Here is a 16284-nt window from a genome sequence, read left to right on the forward strand (position 1 = left end):
CCTCCTCTAACTTATGTGGCTGCTTTACTTCGTTAATTCCCGGGGACCATCGTCTAAGTGCGCGATGTAGAATTCGGCGGGATGACCAATCTTTTCTTCGTAAACCTGGCCCACGGCCCGTTCGAAGGCGTCGACGTTGGTTTCCTTCACGATGGCGATGCCACACCCACCGAAGCCGGCCCCGGTCATCCGGGCACCCAGCACACCGGGTTGCGCCCACGCCGTTTCAGCCAGCGTATCCAGTTCCTTCCCCGTGACGGCAAAGTCGTAGTGCAGGGAAACGTGGGAGGCGTTGATCAACTTCCCGAAGGTTTCCAGGTCGTTGGCTTGTAAGGCATCGAAGGCCTTCAACGTCCGTTGGTTCTCGAGAACCGCGTGCCGGGCCCGCTTGATCAGCACGTCATCGTTGATCAGGTAGCTGTTCTGGTCGAACTGGTCGCCATCGAGGTCGCCCAAGGTGTGAATGTCCAACTTGGTCTGTAACCGCCGCAGGGCCTCTTCACACTGGGACCGCCGCTCGTTGTACTTAGAGTCGGTGAGTTCCCGGCGCTTCTTGGTGTTCATGATGACCACCACGTAGCCGTCCATCTTGACCGGCGCGTACTGGTACTTCAGGGTGTTGGTGTCGAGCAGGATGGCTTGATCCTTCTTGCCCATGCCAATCGCGAATTGGTCCATAATCCCGGTGTTTAAGCCAAAGTAGTCGTTTTCGACCTGTTGGCCCACCTTCACGAGTTCCACGCGGGAAATGTCCATTTGATAGGCGTCCAGCAGGATCTCCCCCATCAGCATCTCAACCGATGCGGAGGACGATAAACCGGAGCCGTCTGGTAAGTTACCGTGAACGAAAAGGTCAAAGCCCTGGTCAATGCCCTTGCCCTGCTTGGCCAATTCGTACAACATACCCTTAAAGTAGTTGGTCCAGCCGGCGGCCTTGTCGAACTTGAGGTCGTCCAGCGTGAAGGTAATGACGCCCGCCTCTGGTAGGTTAGCAGAATACATCCGCACCGTCCGGTCAGACCGCTTGGTAAAGGCACCAAACGTTCCTAAGCTGATTGCCGCTGGGAACACGTGGCCACCGTTGAAATCGGTGTACTCCCCGATGAGGTTGATTCGACCCGGGGAAAAGAAGACCCGTTGGGGGGCAGCATCAAAAGTTTTTTGGTATTCAGTAGCAAGGCTCGCAAAGTCCATGACGATTAACTCCTTCTCGTTTTTTAGTAAACTTTTACTGTGATTTTAGTATAGGCCCGTTTGGAAGCCCTGTCAATCAAAATATAAAGCGTTTTCAATTTGGTGTCGTTCAACATTGGTCGTTGCTGGGCGCTTCACGCCGGCGAGCAAGATGACCGTGGTGGGCACGACTCCGAAGCCCTGTGAAACCCACACAGGTCTCCGGAGCTCGGCCTTGATGTAAGCCGGCAAAGAACGCCAGCTAACATCAATTTCACCACGGTCATCAAGTCGCCTCTGTTCCGCTCACATAGCGTTAAATTTCCCTAACCACAACATGAAATACTCATAGACTGGGCGGCTAAAATCCGTCTAAGCGCTCCACTGTCGAAAGTATCATCGAACATGGTACTTCTTCACGTGGCCCGCTAGTTCGTTGGCTACAATAGTGATTAAAACTAACTGACCGAACTCTCCGCCACCGTTACGACTGCTGGCGCTCAAATAGAAATCGTGGTTGGTCAGTATTTCTCAGCTGGTTGACCACAAGGCCGTCCTTCTGCTCGAAGTCGTGCCCACGTTCGTCACGGCCCAGCTGCGGCAGCGACCCCTCATTCGACTAAAAGGGCCCCGGACGACGTGTCGTCCGGAACCCTCTTAAGCAAACCGCTTAGTCCTCGTCACCGATGGACTGACCGGCGGCCTTTTCGGCCCGTAATTTCTTTTCTAGGTCGTTGACGATCTCGGCGTGACGCTTCTCGGAAAGGGAAATCTTCTTGAAGTAGACGAACGCGGAAATGATCAACAGGATAATTGGAATGTAGAACATAAACATCTTGAATTGTAATAACCCACTCGTGGAAATGTCGCTAGGCTTGGCGTTCCCGGTCATCCCGGATTGTAACGCAGCCACCATGACGACCCCGTTGGCGAAGGCGCCGGCCAGCTTATCGATCAGCGGCCGAACCGACAACGTCACGGATTCGTTCCGGGTGCCGTTCTTCCATTGCCCGTATTCCACGCTGTCCGTGATGGTCATTAGGGCCGCCAGGAAAATCATCGGGTACGGGAAGAAGTAGATGGCCACGGCCACTAAGACCAGCGGAACGTTGGTGCCGGCAAACAGGAACAACACGTACCCGACCAGCATCATGACGATGCCGCCGATGTACACGCCCCGCCGTTTGATCACTTGCACGATGAACGGGAACAGGATCACGGAGACGATGCCCAGTAACGTGGTGATGATCCCCACACCGGAGTACGCGGAGGCTTTCCCGACCACGTAACGGAAGTAGTAGATCAACAGGGAGTTGGTGACCACGTAGCCAAAGGCGAACAGGAAGTAGGACAACGCCAACCACATCAGCTGGTCGTTTTCCCCGATGGCCTTGAAGACGTCGCGTAAGCGGGTCTTTTCGGTGTTTTCCCGAATCAGGTTCTTCTGCTCGCGCGTCCCAAAGGCCGCCGTGCAGGCTCCCAGGAAGGAAATCAGCCCGATGACCACGGCGAACCCTAGCCAGCCGGCCCGGGTCTGCGCGCCCCCGGTCGCTCCGGAGAACTTAGCGGAGAAGAAGACGACCAGTGGCATGACCACGATGGCCGTTCCTTGCGCCCCAATCGTGGATCCGAACCGGGCAATCGTCCCGAACTTGGTCCGCGTGTTCGAATCCACGCTCAACGCGGGCAACATGGACCACAGCGCGATGTCCTTGAAGGAATAGAAAATATCCAGAATCACGAAGACGATCACGAAGGCGATGATGTAGCCCATGTCACTGTGGTCGGCCAGGCCACCCAGCGGCGTGAAGATCGTGATCAGCGCCAAAGCACTGATCAGCCCGCCACCCAGTAACCAGGGCTTGAACTTGCCCCAGCGGGTCCGGGTGTTGTCCACGACCCCACCGATCATGGGGTCAAAGGCGATTTCAATCAGCCGGATGATGACCAGCACGGCACTGACGACCCCAATCATTTGCTTGGAGTTGGCGCCGGACGTAAACAGCACACTGGTCACAAAGATGGGAAAGTACGTGTTCAACGTGGCGTAGAAGGCATCGTGCCCGAACGCCCCAAAAGCATAGGAAAGATACTGTTTCACTTGATTCATAATTGCTTGACACACCTTTCTGGTTCAGCGGAACGGACAACCACCGTTAGTGGTACCGGTGCTCGATGATCTTCGACAGCACCTCGTTGCGTTTCTGGGTCTTGGCCATGTCGAAACGGCTCTCTTCCAGGTTGTTGAAATCCTGAGCCAACAGCGTGGCTTCCAGGTACAACGTTAATTGCCGCTTGATGTACAACTTGTTTTCCTCGTCGGGACGTTGTGCGTTGCCCCCCAAGACCGCCGCGGCAAAGGCTGCCGGATCCAACGTGATCTTATCGTTATTCATTTCCAAAAACCCTCTTCCAAGTCGTTTCAACCGACCTAAGTAAATTCTGTACTAAAACATTAAGTAAATGTAAGCGCTTCACAATGGATATTCTAAGGTGTTTTCCGGGCGGTTGCAACCCTTTTCATTGTGCAGTAAAATACATAAAATTTGATGAATGCGCCACATGCCGGAATTGCAACCGGTTGTATTTTATGAGTAAAAAGTTTAGTAAAGACTAAACGCGGCGCAAAAAAAATCCGTTTCACGGGTCAAATTGACCCCTGAAACGGATTTATCGGTAGATTACAAAGTTTTAGTTCACCGAAGCCACGTAGTCCTTCAGCGCTTGTTCGTAAGTGCTCAGGCGCTGCTTTGCGGCCGCTGCCGTGTGGTCGCTGGTCCCAATGTAGAACTTGACCTTGGGCTCGGTCCCGGATGGCCGGATGCAGATCCAGGTGCCGTCCTGCAGCCAGTACTTCAGCACGTTGGACTGGGGCAGGTCAATGGCACTGGTCGTCCCATCGGCCGCCGTCTTGGTGCTGGTCGAGAAGTCCTCGACCGCGTCAATCGTCGTCCCGGCGAAGTCCTGCGGCGCGTTCTCCCGGAACTCGCTCATCAGGTGGGCCATCTGTTGGGCCCCGTCGACGCCATCGAACTGCTCGAAGGTCGTCTTTTCGGCGTAGTAGCCGTAGGTCGCGTAGAGCTCCTCGATGCCGTCGTACAGGGTCATCCCCCGTTGCTTGTAGTCGGCCGCGACTTCGGCCAGGAGGACCGTCGACTGAATGGCGTCCTTGTCCCGGACGAACGGCTTGATCAGGTAGCCGTAGCTTTCTTCAAACCCAAACAAGAAGGTGTGGTCGTGCGTCGTTTCGTACTGGTGAATCTGTTCGGCGATAAACTTGAAGCCGGTCAAGACGTTCTTCATCTCGACCCCGTAAGCCGCCGCAATCTTGGTGGCCAACTCGGTCGACACGATGGACTTGACCACCCGGCCGTTGGCGGGCAATTGTCCTGCCTGCTTGCGGGCCTTCAGGATGTAGGCCAGTAGAATCGAGGCGATCTGGTTCCCGGTCAGCAGCTGGTACTCGCCGTCGGGTTGCCGCACAGCGGCCCCTAAGCGGTCGGCGTCGGGGTCGGTCGCAACCAAGAGATCGGCGCCCTCCTGCTTCCCCAGGGCGATGGCCATGTCAAAGGCCTCCGGAAATTCGGGGTTCGGGAAGTCGACCGTCGGAAATTCGGGGTCGGCGATGGCTTGTTCCGGCACCATGGTAAAGTTCTCGAAGCCGGCCTTGCGCAGGGCCCGTTCACCGATGACCTTCCCCGTCCCGTGCAGCGGCGTGTAGATCAACTTCATGGTCTTGCCGACCTGGTTGATCAGGTCGTGGTTGATGGTCACGCTGACCACGTTTTGCAGGTAGGCCTGGTCGACGTTCTCACCGATGATGTGCATCACCTTGGCCGCCCGGAGCGCCTGCTCGTCGGCGACCTGAATGGCGAAGACGTCCTTGGCGGAACGGACGAACTCGGTGATCTTGTCGGAGGCCTTCGGTGGCATCTGACCGCCATCGGGACCGTAGATCTTATACCCGTTGTACTGCTTCGGGTTGTGGCTGGCCGTGATCATGATCCCCATGGCCGTGTGCAGGTGCCGCACGGCAAAGGACAGCTCCGGCGTCGGCCGCAAGTCGTCAAAGACGAAGCTGGGGATGTGGTGCGCGCCCAAGACCCGGGCCGCCTCGTGGGCGAACTCGGTGGAGTGGTACCGCGAGTCAAAGCTGATGGCGACCCCGCGTTGCTTGGTGGCGTCGTCCAACGTGTCCAGGTACCGGGCGACCCCTTCCGTGGCTTGGCGCACCGTGTAGACGTTCATTTGACCGATCCCGGGGCCCATAACGCCCCGCATGCCGGCCGTCCCAAAGCTCATCGGCCCGCTAAAGGCCGCTTCCAGGGCGTCGTCGTTGCCGGCCATGGCGTCGAGTTCGTGCCGAACATCGGGCAGCATGGTGGCTTGATTCTTCCAGACAGCATAGTTTTCTTGCCAACTCATGAGATAATCTCTCCCTTATTTTTTCAGTTATTTACGAACGTATTGGTACCGAATCGTGTGGGTCACGGCTTGATTGGCGGGCAACACCACGTCGCCAAAGTCCGCGTGGTGAATCGCGTCCGGCAAGGTCTGAGCCTCGAGGGCTAAGGCGTTGTAGTCGCGAACATCGGCCCGCTTGGCGTCGGTCGGGTTCGCCGTGAAGGCCACCACGGCGTTGCGGTCGGAGTAGACCCGCACTTCGCGGTGCCCCGCCGTGTCGCCGACCGTGGCGACCGGCACCGTCTCGCTGGGAACGACTTCGAAGGCATCATCGTATTCGACGACCCCATCCTGCGCCAGCTTAGCCAGGCCATCCGTGATGGTCTGGGGCGTGCGGAAGTCGTAGCCGGTTCCGGCCACGGCCACCTTTTCGCCGGTCGGAATCTTGGCCTGATCCAGGACCAGGCGCTTTTGGCCGTTCAGCTTCAACCACTGCGTTTGCAGGTCGTGCTGGTCGTCGGTGACGTTAAAGTAGGTGTGCACCGTCGGGTTGAACAGCGTGTCGGCATCGCTCCTGGCGGTGAACGTGATGGTCACCTGATCGTCGTTGTCCAGGGCGTAGGTGATCGTCGTGGCCATGGTGCCCGGGTACTGGTCGGTCGCTTCGTCGGTCGTGTGGGTCAAGGCCACGCTGACCGTGTCGGCCGTCTGGTGCGTCGTGGCTTCCCAGTTCACGAAGTTGAAACCGTGCGGGCCCCCGTGAATCGCGTTCGGCGCGTCGTTGGGGTCCAGCTGAACCGTCCGGCCGTCCAGGTCGAATTGGGCGCCCGCAATCCGACCGGCGACCCGGCCCACCGCTTGGCAGAGACAGTAGGGACTCGGCGTGTAGTCCGCCAGCGTGTCCTGGTGCACGATCAGCTGTTGCCGCTGACCGTCCTCCACCGCGCTAAATTCCTGGAACGTCGCGCCCCAGGTCAGGACCGCCGCGTGCGTCCCGTGGTCGTTGATCAAGACGTACTTGGTCACGGATTGACCCTGCTCTTCGCCGATAACCTCTTGTGTAATTTGCATAAAAATGGCACCTCCAAATTAAGAATCCGGTTACATTGTATAATAATCGGGCGCCGAGTACCATTCTTTCCGTAAATTAACTAAAAATTTTACTAAGTCGTGACCATTCGCTCCACGACCGGCAAGTCGCCTCTGTTGCGCTAACTTTGATGAACCCGTCATAAACGGGATATGCTGGCAGCCATCATCATGGCCAACTGCTCAATGCTACACACAACCGCCAAAGCAGGAAGTAACCGTCAACCAACCCAGTACCAGTCGCACTGGTCTCAATGGCTGTCGGCACTCGATGGTGTGACATCCAATTTTCACAACGTCAGCCGGGAGGGCGGTCAGAATTGGGCTCAGTGGCCTCGTTTCTGTTGGCCGGGTGGTTTCCCCGGGCTACAGAAAGGCCGAGCTTTGAGATCGTCGCGCTTTTTGCGAGGAGCTCAAAGTCGTGCCGGCCACGTTCCAGCCCGATTCTGGCCGACCGGGAGGCACTGATAATCGCCGGCGTGGAGCGGATGATACCCCCATCGACCGTATCCACGACTCATTTTTAATTTAGCACACTTATCCGTTGATGCCTCGGACCATCCTAAAAACCGCGGCAGTAGCGTTACCCGACCAACAAACTCACGGCCCGTTCCCGACGATTGATCTGTCAGTAGACCACTCTTTCGAATAAAATAATTCTAACTTGATTTGAATCAAGGATTCGGTGATTCCCCTTTGGTACCCTTTAGATGAATTAATCGCGCCCAGTATCACAAACTTACAAAAAGTTACCACTTTTTTCTGGACTTATCGCGCGATTATCCGCTATACTGTGCCTCAGTCAAAAGTTCAGTTTTACACAATCAAAGATCACCCGATAAGGAGAATGCTTATGTCTACTCGAAACGCAGCCGCCGAAAAGTTGCTTCTACAAATGGTCGACGACTATACCACCCGTGAAGTGGCCCCGCTCGATATGGCCATCGATCACGCCCAGGACTTCCCAGAGGGCTACCTGCAACAACTGACGCAAACCGGCTTCTTAGGCCTGATGTTGCCGCAAGAGTTCGGTGGTGCCGGGTTTGGCCCCGAGGTGACCGCCACGGTGCTCAACCACCTCGCCCGGGGCAACGCCAGCACGGCGGTCACCCTGGAAGGTCACTATAAGACCCTCGACCAGATTCTGAAGTTCGGGACCCCCGCCCTGCAGCAACAGCTGTTGCCGTCCGCCACGCAGCGGATCTTCGCCTTCTCCATGACCGAGGCCAGCGGCGGGTCGAACCCCATGGGCATCAGCTCCACGGCGACGCGCGAGGGTGATCATTGGGTCATCAACGGCGACAAGATCATGATCACCAACGGGGGCCTGGCCCAGGTCTACTGTGTCCTGGTCAAGACCGCCCCGACCGAACTATCCGTCTTCGTGGTCGACCAAGACATGCCCGGCTTCTCCTTTGGTAAACGCGAGGACTTCATCGGCCTGCGCGGCACGCCCGTGGGTGAGATCGTCATGGACCACATCATTGTGGACGACGACCACCTGCTGGGCAAGGTCGGTGACGGCGGGCTCATCGGTGACTCCGCTCACGACGACGCCCGCATCTTGATGGGCGCGGTCTTGACCGGCATCATGGAGCACGAGCTCAAAATCGCCACGGACTACGCCAAGGAACGGAAGGCTGGCCAGACCCCACTGACCGAACTCCAGGTCACCCACCGCAAGGTCGCCGATATCGCCATGCGCAAGGAGACCACCAAGTTGCTCTACGAACGGGCCGCCCAGCTCAAGGCCGCCGGACAGCCTTACAGCGAGGAAGCCGCCATGGCCAAGGCCCACGGCTCCCGGGCCGCGGTCGCTGCCGGCGACGACGCGCTTCAGATTTTGGCCGGTTACGGCTACAGTCGTGAATACCCGGTCGAACACCTGATCCGCGACGCCCGGGCGATGGAGATCGCCGAAGGGACCGTCGAAAAGATGCGTTCCGCCATCGCCACCGCTGAATTTCACAAATAGGAGGCTCCCTGATGAAAATTGTTGTCTGCATCAAACAAGTACCCGAAACCAACGACGTCACGATCGACCCGCACACCCATAACCTCGACCGCCGGGGCCTGGCCGGCGTCATGAACCCCTTTGACAAGAACGCCGTCGAACAAGCGCTCCAGCTCAAGGCCGCAACCGACGCCGAGGTCGTGCTCCTGACCATGGGACCCGACGACTACGCCCAATCCCTGCGTGAGGGGATGGCCATGGGCGCCGATAGCGGGGTCCTCTTATCCGACCGCGCCTTTGCCGGGGCCGACACCCTGGCGACCGGCTACGTGTTAGCCCAGGCCATCGCGAAAATCGGTGACGTGGACCTGATCATCTTTGGCCGACAAGCCGTCGACGCCGATACCGGTCAGGTCGGTCCCATCGTGGCCGAATTCCTCCACCAACCCCAGATCACCTACGCCGCGACGTTACGGCTCAGCGGCCCCAACGAGGTCACCGCCGAACGGCTGCTGGAGGACACCAAGCAAACGCTGGTCGCCCAACTGCCCGCCGTGGTCAGCGTCCGCAGCGAGCTCAACACGCCGCGCTACCCGACGCCGCGGAACATCCAGCTGAGTTTCACCAAGCCACTGACGACCTGGCACCACGACGACTTAGACCTGGACGATACACGCTTGGGTCAGGCCGGCTCCCCGACCATCGTGACCAAGGTCTACGCCCCGACGCCCGTGAAACGCGCGCTCACGCCGCTGACCGGGACGCCGCAGGAAGCCGCCAGTCAACTCATCAAGGCACTCAAAGACCGTCAATTACTTTAAGGAGGACTCGTAACGATGTCGAAACCAGAACTCTGGGTCGTGGCCGAACGGCGTTTAGACCACATCGAACCCACCACCCAACAACTCATCACCAAAGCTACCCGCCTGGCCGGCGACCACTTCCACGTGGTGACCGTCCTGCTGGAAGCCACGACCGACCACCTCGAGGACGAGCTCCAGCCTTACGGACCGGACGAGATCCGCATCGTCCGCGATGACCGGTTCCCCACGGCCACGGACGCGGAATTGGCCGACGCGCTCAAACAACTGATCGACGCGGCCCACCCCAACACGGTGCTCTTCGGCGCCACCATCACCGGGCGCTCCATCGCCCCGCGGCTCCAGGCCAAGCTCCAAACGGGCCTGACCGCCGACTGCCTGGACCTGCGCTTCGACGACGAGACCCTGGTCGCCACGAAACCGTCGTACGGGGACAACATCATGTGTGAGATCATCTGTCCCGACCGGCGGCCCCAAATGGCGACGGTACGGCCTAACACCTTCGTGGCCCAGCCGCAAGCGGACGCCACTCCCGCCATCACCACGGCCCACATCACGTTCCATCCCGTGGCCCGGCTTCACGTGACGGCGGCCACACCGGTGGTGAACACCGCCACCACGGTCGGCGACGCCAGCCGCGTGGTCGCCCTAGGCCGGGGCGCCGCGAACGAGGACACGATTGCCAGCGCCACCCAACTCGCTGAAAAGCTGGGCGGCCGCATCGGGGTCTCCCGCCCGCTGACCGACCAGGACCGCTTCACGCACGACGACCAGATCGGCCAAAGCGGCAACACGATCCATCCCGACCTGATCCTGAACTTCGGGATCAGCGGTGCCGTCCAGTACCTGGTCGGCATGCAGGATTCGCAGACCATTGTCTCGGTCAACAGCGACCCGAACGCGCCCATCTTTGCGGCGTCCGACTACGGTTACGTCGGCGATGCCCAGGCATTCATGACGGCCCTGCTGGCACAGTTCGCTTAGTCTTCAAATTCAAGCTATTAAAAACTCGCGTCCCCCTTTTACTGGGAGACGCGAGTTCTTTGTGTTTAATTAATTAAAATGGTTTGGGTCAGCGCTTCACGCCGGCGAGCAAGATGGTGACTGCCAGCGCCTCCCGGTCGGCCAGAATCGGGCTGGAACGTAGCCGGCACGACTTTGAGCTCCTCGCAAAAATCGCGACGATCTCAAAGCTCGGCCTTTCTGTAGCCCGGGAAAACCACCCGGCCAACAGAAACGAGGCTACTGAGCCCAATTCTGACCTCCCTCCCGGCTGACGTTGTGAAAATCGGCGGCAGTGTGGATACAATCTTCAACCGTGAATCGACTACAGCCGCTGGGGCAAGGCTACTGGTTTGAGTGGTAACGATTTCCTGTTTTCACAGTTATGTGGGCGGTAGCAAGCAGTTACTCATGATGATGGTCGCCAGCATATTTCGTTTGTGTCGGTCCTCGTCAATGTGAGCGGAACAGAGGCGACTTGATGGTCGTGGTGAAATTGATGTTACCGGGTGTTCTTTACCCGGTTACATCAAGGCCGAGCTCTGGAGACCTGCGTGAACTTCGCAGGGCTTCAGAGTCGTGCCCACCTCGACCATCTTGCTCGCCGGCGTGGAGCGGATGACATCGACAATCACAATCGGAATACCGTCAAAACTGCTTCAGTTGTCCCCGCACGTAGCGCCAGGTTTCTGGGTCGGCCAGATCGATGGTCGACGGGAAGAAGTGTTGCAGGTCCTGGCGGATGAAGGCCTCGTTGATGGTGAACCACTCGTCCTCCGCCGCCGCGTCCTGGAACGTGTTCAGGTAATACGGGTCATCGATCTGCAACAGCACGTGCAGGATCAGGTCCTGGTCCTTCGGGGATAGGCTCGCCATCGCGGCCCCCTCCTTTCGGCTACTTGGTCATCAGCTCGGTCAACAGTTCCTTGGCAGATTCATTCAATTTTGCTTGTGACTTGTCGTTGCCTAAATGGGTGTAGATCTCCCCCACGTAAACGTGGTCCTTGAAGAGTTGGTCGAAGACCGCGTCGATGATGGGCCGCGTCGCCGCCTCTTCTTGAACCGGGCCAAACGGGTTGGCGAAGAAGGTCGTACTCATCCCCACTTCGTCGGTGGTCCCCAACGCCTTGCGTTTGCCGGCGATGAAGGTCGCCTTAGCCGCCTCCTGGTCGGTGAACTGGTGAATGCCGACCGCGTCGTCGTAGTTGTTGGCGTAGACCCACATGTCGATCTCGTGGTGGGCGACCACCCGTGGCCAGGTGTTGGCCGGGATGATGACCCGCGCGTTCTTCTGTTCGGGGTTCATGTAGATCCCCCGGTCCATGTTGTTGAAGGCGACCTCACTGCTCAGGTCATCCAACCGCACGAAGGCCCCGGTTTCGGTCCCCTGAGCGTAGATGCCCTGACCGCCCGGCTGCAGGGTGAAGCTGCCCATGTCGTCAAAAATCGTTTCGATGCTGGCAATCTTTTCGTCGGCCACCGTCTGGAGGGCCTCGATGGACTCGGACTTACCGGCCCCGGAGTCCCCGAAGAAGACCACCGTCTTTTTCACGCCGTTGGCAAAGGTAATCTTGACCATCGACCCGTGGATCGGCAACTTGCCCTGGTCGATCATGTGCAGGTTGTGCAGCGTCAGGCAGATCTTCTTCATGTAGCCAAAGTACGTGGTCTGGTCGTTGTAGGGAACCTGACCCACGTAAAGTTGGTTGGCCGCATCGTAGTAGTAGTGGCCGTTTTCGGGATCAGTATCGCCCTGGGCACTCGGGGAGCCAAACAGCAGGATCAGGTCCGGCTTGTGGCCCTCGATCTCTTGCCGGTCGGCTAGCTGGAACAGGTTGGCTAAGGCCAAGCCGGACGCCAGGTAGTCGCGGTCGAAGTAGAGGTAGGCCAGGCTTTCCCCGATCATGGCCGGGTAGCAGTACCAGTCCTTGTCGGTCCCCGTGAAGTTGGTCAACGGGTTGACCTTGCTGGCGGTAAAGCGGCCCTTGCGCTTGTTGCTCTTGGTGTGCAGCATCATCGGCGGCCGCAACATCAAGCGCGTCAGGAAGCGGATATTGCCCAGGCTTTCGTACCCCTGGGGCATCGGCCACGCGATCTTTTGCAACAAGACGCAGGCGCTCGACGCCGCACTGGTCTGCCGGTACACGTGGTTGGCGTGCCCCTGCAGTTTTTCTTCGATGGTCCGGTACAACCGGATGACCAGCTCGTTAAAGTGTTGGTCGATGGTCATGAACTCGGCCGAGACCACGTCGTTATGCTGCGTGGACATCGTGGCGACCCGCAGATAGGACCGGTAGTACGAGTAGAGGTCTTCAATGCTGGCCAGGATCTCAGCGGCAGGGTATTGATCGAACGCGTCCGGTTGATTGGTCAGAATGGCCTTCAAAGTGGCCACGTAGGTCGGCGCGTCAACCCGGTTAAAGGTCGTGGCCGGATCGGCGTCGTCGGGAACGTACGCCCGTTGTTCTGCCAAGAAAAGGTTAATAAATGCGGCTAACTCATCACTGTTCACCAGGTCAAAGATACTGGTGATAAATCGTGCGTTATAGTTCAGCACGGCAACGTTTCGGTCTGGGTTGGCATAAAACGCCGGTAAATCAATTGCTGCTGGTTCTGTCATAAAAAAGCCCCTCTCTCATAATTTCCTAATGGCAATTTTAGCGTACTTTCACCCCAGATGAAAGCGACTTCTCACGAACTTTGGGTGGTAATTAAGTCGAACAGCGCTTGCAGGTCGGCGTGGTGGGGATTATCCGCGCGGTAGATGGCCGAAACGACCCGCAGATCCGCCGGGACCGCCACCCGAAGTTTCCGGACGTTAAAGGCCGCCAGGTACAGGGTGTCGGCCACCAGCCCCACCGCCTGGGAGGACTGGACCATGCCGGCGATCGAAATCTCGTCCGGATAGGCCGCCTTCAGCTGCAAGGCGTCGGCTACCCCGGCGTGGGCCAGGATGCGCTGGACCTTTTGGCCGATCAATAACTGCGGGTCATAGGTCAACACGGGATAGTCGACCAGGTCATTGAGCGTCAGCTGCCGCCGGTGGGCCAACGGGTGGTCGGGCGCGACGATGACGATGAAGGCCTGCTTGAGGAGCGCTTGGTACTGGTACCCCGGCCACCGGTCATCCACCGCGGCGATGCCCAGGTCGAAGGTCCCCGCCTTGAGCCCACGCTGAACGGCCTCGCTGGGCACGCTGTGGAGCTCGAACTGCACGCGGCCGGTCCGCTGTTGCTCGAACTGGTGGAGCACCTTCGGCAGGTAGGTCCCAATCACGGTCGGGATGCAGCCCACCCGGACGGTCACCGGTTGGTGTGCCTGGGCGGCCTGCAACTCGGCGATACCGGTATCTAAGCCCTGCAGACTGGTGGTCACGACCTTGAGCAGTTGCCGACCTGTGTCCGTCAGCACAATGTGGCGGCCCTGCTTATGAAAAAGCGTGAGGTGCAGCTCCTCTTCAAGGTGGTGCATCGCCTTGCTCAGGCTCGGCTGACTCACGTGAAGTTCTTGGGCCGCCTGGGTGTAGTTCTCCAGACGACCGATGCAGGCGAAGTAACGCAGCTGACTCAGATTCATGACGGTCCCTCCTGTTCTCTTATTCACAATCTATGCCCTGAGGTTATCAATCCCGCCGCAATCGGTATTGGTTTTTTGCTTACCTCTACCCTACCATAGAACGTGTAGAGAGCGCTTTCTCAATTGACAAAACTTTGACGATTACATAATAGGTGGTGCTTTTCATGGAAACAACGCATGTTTCGACGCACGTCTCAGGCCAACGGCGGTTCATCTTCACCGCCGCCTTCATCATCATCTTCTGTTGCTCGGCATCGGCGGCCTTCTCCGTTTTCGCCGACACGCTGGTCCAAGCGACCGGGGCCACGGCCTCGCAGGTCGCTTTGACCCTGACCATTTACCAATTCTTCATGGCCGCGTTCGGCATCCTCTCCGGCCGGATCATCGACCACTCCTCGCCCAAGAAACTGATGTACGTGGGCGGCGCCATTTTCGGGCTGGGCTGGTTCCTGGGGGCCTTCGCCCACAACCTCTGGTTCCTCTACCTCTCGATTGGGGTCCTGGCCGGGACCGGGAACGGCCTGCTCTATAACCCCGCGCTGTTGACCACGCTGAAGTGGTTCCCCGAAAAGCGGGGCACGATTTCCGGCTTGCTGCTGGGGGCCGCCTCCCTCGGCCCGCTGGTGTTGGCTAAGGCCGGGGCCTGGCTGTGTGCCACCATGGGCGCCGCCGGCCTGATGCCCATCGGGGCGACCTACCTAATCTTAGTCTGGCTGGTCGGCTGGTTGATGGCCTCCCCCGAGACGCCCGCTGCGGCGACCCAGACACCGGCCACGACCGGAATGGCTCCCAAGGAAATGTTGACGTCTCTGACCTTCTGGCTGCTGTTGTCCCTCTTCGCCATCGCCTGCACGGCCGGCATCATGCTGATTGGCTCCCTGTCGACAATTGCCCAGATGCAATTGGAACTGACGCCGTTAGTCGCCGCAAACTTCGTGGTGGTCAACACGTTGGCCAACTTCTTCGGCCGGATGATCACCGGTCGGGCCGTGGACCGTTTGGGCGAAACGAAGACCCTGCTCTTCATCCTGTGCCTCACGATCATCGGGTTAGCCGGCCTGCGGTTCGCCGAGAACATCGCCATCTTCACCATCTTCCTGATCATCCTGGGTGCATCGTTCGGGGGCGTGCTGGTGGTTTTCCCGACCCTGACCGGCAAGACCTTTGGCGCCAAGTTCTCCGGCACCAACTACGGCATCATGTTCTTCGGCTACGCGATTGGGGCGCTGATTGGCCCGCAGATTGCCACGTTGACCATGCACGCCAACCAGGGGACCCACGCCTACTACGGCTCCTACCTGGTCGCCATCGGCGTCGCGGTCGTCGGCATTTTGATTGACCTGTACCTGATGCACCAAGGCATCGGCCAGCACACTGAAAATGGAGGCAATTAATCATGGAAATTGATGGACATACAAAATTAGTAGGGCTGATCGCCCACCCGGCCGGCCACTCCAAGTCACCGGCCATGCACAACGCCGCGTTCGCCGCGGCCGACCTGAACGCCCGCTTCTTGGCCTTCGACGTCGAACCGGACCAACTCCCGGCCGCCGTCAACGCCTTACGCGCCTTTAAAATGCTGGGGGCCAGCGTCTCCATGCCCTTTAAGCAGGCCGTGATCCCCCTGCTGGACCACCTGGACCAGACCGCCCAACTGGTGGGCGCCGTCAACACCATCGTCAACCACGACGGGGAACTGACCGGCTACACCACCGACGGCATCGGCTTCGTCGAGGCCCTCAAGGACGACGGCGTTTCCCTGCAGGGGCAGACCATGGTCCTTGCCGGGGTGGGCGGGGCCGGCACCCCCATCGCCATTCAGGCCGCCCTCTCCGGCCTGAAGACGCTCAACGTCTTCAACATCAACGACCCGTCGGTGGCCAACGCTCAGCACATCGTCAGCGTCATCAATGACCAGACCGACTGTCACGCGACCTTCACCCCGTTGGAGGACCAGGACCGCTTCCGCCAGGCCATCGCCGAGGCCGACGTTTACGCCGACGCGACCGGCCTGGGCATGGGAAAACTGGTCGACCGGACCCTGGTCGCGGATCCCGCGTGGTTCCACCCCGAGATGACCGTCTTCGACACGGTCTACGCCCCGGCGACCACCAAACTGATGACCGTCGCCCAACAGGCCCACGTGGCTCACGTGATCAACGGCCAGGGCATGCTGCTGAACCAGGGGGCCGCGGCCTTCAAGCTGTGGACCGGCGTTCCGATGCCGACCACCCAACGCGTTTAACCGAGAAAGGAAGTTCATGA

Annotated in this window: 13 protein-coding genes; 5 read left to right on the forward strand and 8 right to left on the reverse strand. The window is 58.9% G+C overall.

Annotated elements, in window-relative coordinates:
- Positions 1-24: 24 nt before the first annotated feature.
- From FD37_RS10630 to FD37_RS10650, 5 genes are all read right to left on the reverse strand, one after another.
- Positions 25-1194: a galactokinase gene (locus tag FD37_RS10630; RefSeq protein WP_045806114.1), complete on the reverse strand. Its 1170-nt coding sequence runs from the start codon at positions 1192-1194 to the stop codon at positions 25-27.
- 649 nt (positions 1195-1843) lie between these two features.
- Positions 1844-3283 carry a glycoside-pentoside-hexuronide (GPH):cation symporter gene (locus tag FD37_RS10635; RefSeq protein WP_056965223.1) on the reverse strand — a complete coding sequence of 480 codons (1440 nt, stop codon included), beginning with the start codon at positions 3281-3283 and terminating at the stop codon, positions 1844-1846.
- Between the two features lie 46 nt (positions 3284-3329).
- The gene (locus tag FD37_RS10640) at positions 3330-3569 is read right to left on the reverse strand and encodes a hypothetical protein (protein ID WP_045806116.1); all 240 of its coding nucleotides are present in this window, start codon (positions 3567-3569) and stop codon (positions 3330-3332) included.
- 295 nt (positions 3570-3864) lie between these two features.
- Positions 3865-5598, reverse strand: coding sequence for a phospho-sugar mutase (locus FD37_RS10645; protein WP_056965224.1), 1734 nt, complete (start codon positions 5596-5598; stop codon positions 3865-3867).
- Positions 5599-5625: 27 nt separating this feature from the next.
- Positions 5626-6648 carry an aldose epimerase family protein gene (locus tag FD37_RS10650; RefSeq protein ID WP_056965225.1) on the reverse strand — a complete coding sequence of 341 codons (1023 nt, stop codon included), beginning with the start codon at positions 6646-6648 and terminating at the stop codon, positions 5626-5628.
- An 871-nt stretch (positions 6649-7519) separates the two neighbouring features.
- On the opposite strand from FD37_RS10650, the gene FD37_RS10655 reads away from it, so the two are divergent.
- The 3 genes from FD37_RS10655 to FD37_RS10665 are packed head-to-tail and all read left to right on the forward strand — an operon-like array spanning position 7520 to position 10425.
- Positions 7520-8641 carry an acyl-CoA dehydrogenase family protein gene (locus FD37_RS10655; protein ID WP_056965226.1) on the forward strand — a complete coding sequence of 374 codons (1122 nt, stop codon included), beginning with the start codon at positions 7520-7522 and terminating at the stop codon, positions 8639-8641.
- A gap of 11 nt (positions 8642-8652) precedes the next feature.
- Positions 8653-9441, forward strand: a complete 789-nt coding sequence (locus FD37_RS10660; protein WP_056965227.1) for an electron transfer flavoprotein subunit beta/FixA family protein — start codon at positions 8653-8655, stop codon at positions 9439-9441.
- A 15-nt stretch (positions 9442-9456) separates the two neighbouring features.
- A complete protein-coding gene (locus tag FD37_RS10665) occupies positions 9457-10425 on the forward strand; it encodes an electron transfer flavoprotein subunit alpha/FixB family protein (RefSeq protein ID WP_056965228.1) in 969 nt (322 codons plus the stop codon).
- 666 nt (positions 10426-11091) lie between these two features.
- Here the strand turns inward: FD37_RS10665 and FD37_RS10675 are convergent.
- From FD37_RS10675 to FD37_RS10685, 3 genes are all read right to left on the reverse strand, one after another.
- Positions 11092-11319, reverse strand: a complete 228-nt coding sequence (locus FD37_RS10675; protein WP_056965230.1) for a hypothetical protein — start codon at positions 11317-11319, stop codon at positions 11092-11094.
- Positions 11320-11338: 19 nt separating this feature from the next.
- Complete coding sequence (locus FD37_RS10680) at positions 11339-13063, reverse strand: phosphoenolpyruvate carboxykinase (ATP) (RefSeq protein WP_056965231.1); 1725 nt, start codon at positions 13061-13063, stop codon at positions 11339-11341.
- 71 nt (positions 13064-13134) lie between these two features.
- The gene (locus tag FD37_RS10685) at positions 13135-14019 is read right to left on the reverse strand and encodes a LysR family transcriptional regulator (protein WP_056965232.1); all 885 of its coding nucleotides are present in this window, start codon (positions 14017-14019) and stop codon (positions 13135-13137) included.
- A 164-nt stretch (positions 14020-14183) separates the two neighbouring features.
- On the opposite strand from FD37_RS10685, the gene FD37_RS10690 reads away from it, so the two are divergent.
- Positions 14184-15413, forward strand: coding sequence for an MFS transporter (locus FD37_RS10690; RefSeq protein ID WP_056965233.1), 1230 nt, complete (start codon positions 14184-14186; stop codon positions 15411-15413).
- 2 nt (positions 15414-15415) lie between these two features.
- The gene (locus FD37_RS10695; protein ID WP_056965234.1) at positions 15416-16264 is read left to right on the forward strand and encodes a shikimate dehydrogenase; all 849 of its coding nucleotides are present in this window, start codon (positions 15416-15418) and stop codon (positions 16262-16264) included.
- Positions 16265-16284 lie beyond the last annotated feature (20 nt).

Origin of the sequence: Levilactobacillus spicheri DSM 15429 (genome assembly GCF_001435095.1) — a bacterium.
Lineage (GTDB): Bacteria > Bacillota > Bacilli > Lactobacillales > Lactobacillaceae > Levilactobacillus > Levilactobacillus spicheri.

Excerpts from the sequence above, each read along its gene's own strand:
- FD37_RS10640 (WP_045806116.1), bottom strand. The coding sequence starts at position 3,569 with ATGAATAACGATAAGATCACGTTGGATCCGGCAGCCTTTGCCGCGGCG.
- FD37_RS10630 (WP_045806114.1), bottom strand. The coding sequence starts at position 1,194 with ATGGACTTTGCGAGCCTTGCTACTGAATACCAAAAAACTTTTGATGCT.
- FD37_RS10635 (WP_056965223.1), bottom strand. The coding sequence starts at position 3,283 with ATGAATCAAGTGAAACAGTATCTTTCCTATGCTTTTGGGGCGTTCGGG.
- FD37_RS10650 (WP_056965225.1), bottom strand. The coding sequence starts at position 6,648 with ATGCAAATTACACAAGAGGTTATCGGCGAAGAGCAGGGTCAATCCGTG.
- FD37_RS10680 (WP_056965231.1), bottom strand. The coding sequence starts at position 13,063 with ATGACAGAACCAGCAGCAATTGATTTACCGGCGTTTTATGCCAACCCA.
- FD37_RS10660 (WP_056965227.1), top strand. The coding sequence starts at position 8,653 with ATGAAAATTGTTGTCTGCATCAAACAAGTACCCGAAACCAACGACGTC.
- FD37_RS10690 (WP_056965233.1), top strand. The coding sequence starts at position 14,184 with ATGGAAACAACGCATGTTTCGACGCACGTCTCAGGCCAACGGCGGTTC.
- FD37_RS10645 (WP_056965224.1), bottom strand. The coding sequence starts at position 5,598 with ATGAGTTGGCAAGAAAACTATGCTGTCTGGAAGAATCAAGCCACCATG.
- FD37_RS10685 (WP_056965232.1), bottom strand. The coding sequence starts at position 14,019 with ATGAATCTGAGTCAGCTGCGTTACTTCGCCTGCATCGGTCGTCTGGAG.
- FD37_RS10695 (WP_056965234.1), top strand. The coding sequence starts at position 15,416 with ATGGAAATTGATGGACATACAAAATTAGTAGGGCTGATCGCCCACCCG.
- FD37_RS10675 (WP_056965230.1), bottom strand. The coding sequence starts at position 11,319 with ATGGCGAGCCTATCCCCGAAGGACCAGGACCTGATCCTGCACGTGCTG.
- FD37_RS10665 (WP_056965228.1), top strand. The coding sequence starts at position 9,457 with ATGTCGAAACCAGAACTCTGGGTCGTGGCCGAACGGCGTTTAGACCAC.
- FD37_RS10655 (WP_056965226.1), top strand. The coding sequence starts at position 7,520 with ATGTCTACTCGAAACGCAGCCGCCGAAAAGTTGCTTCTACAAATGGTC.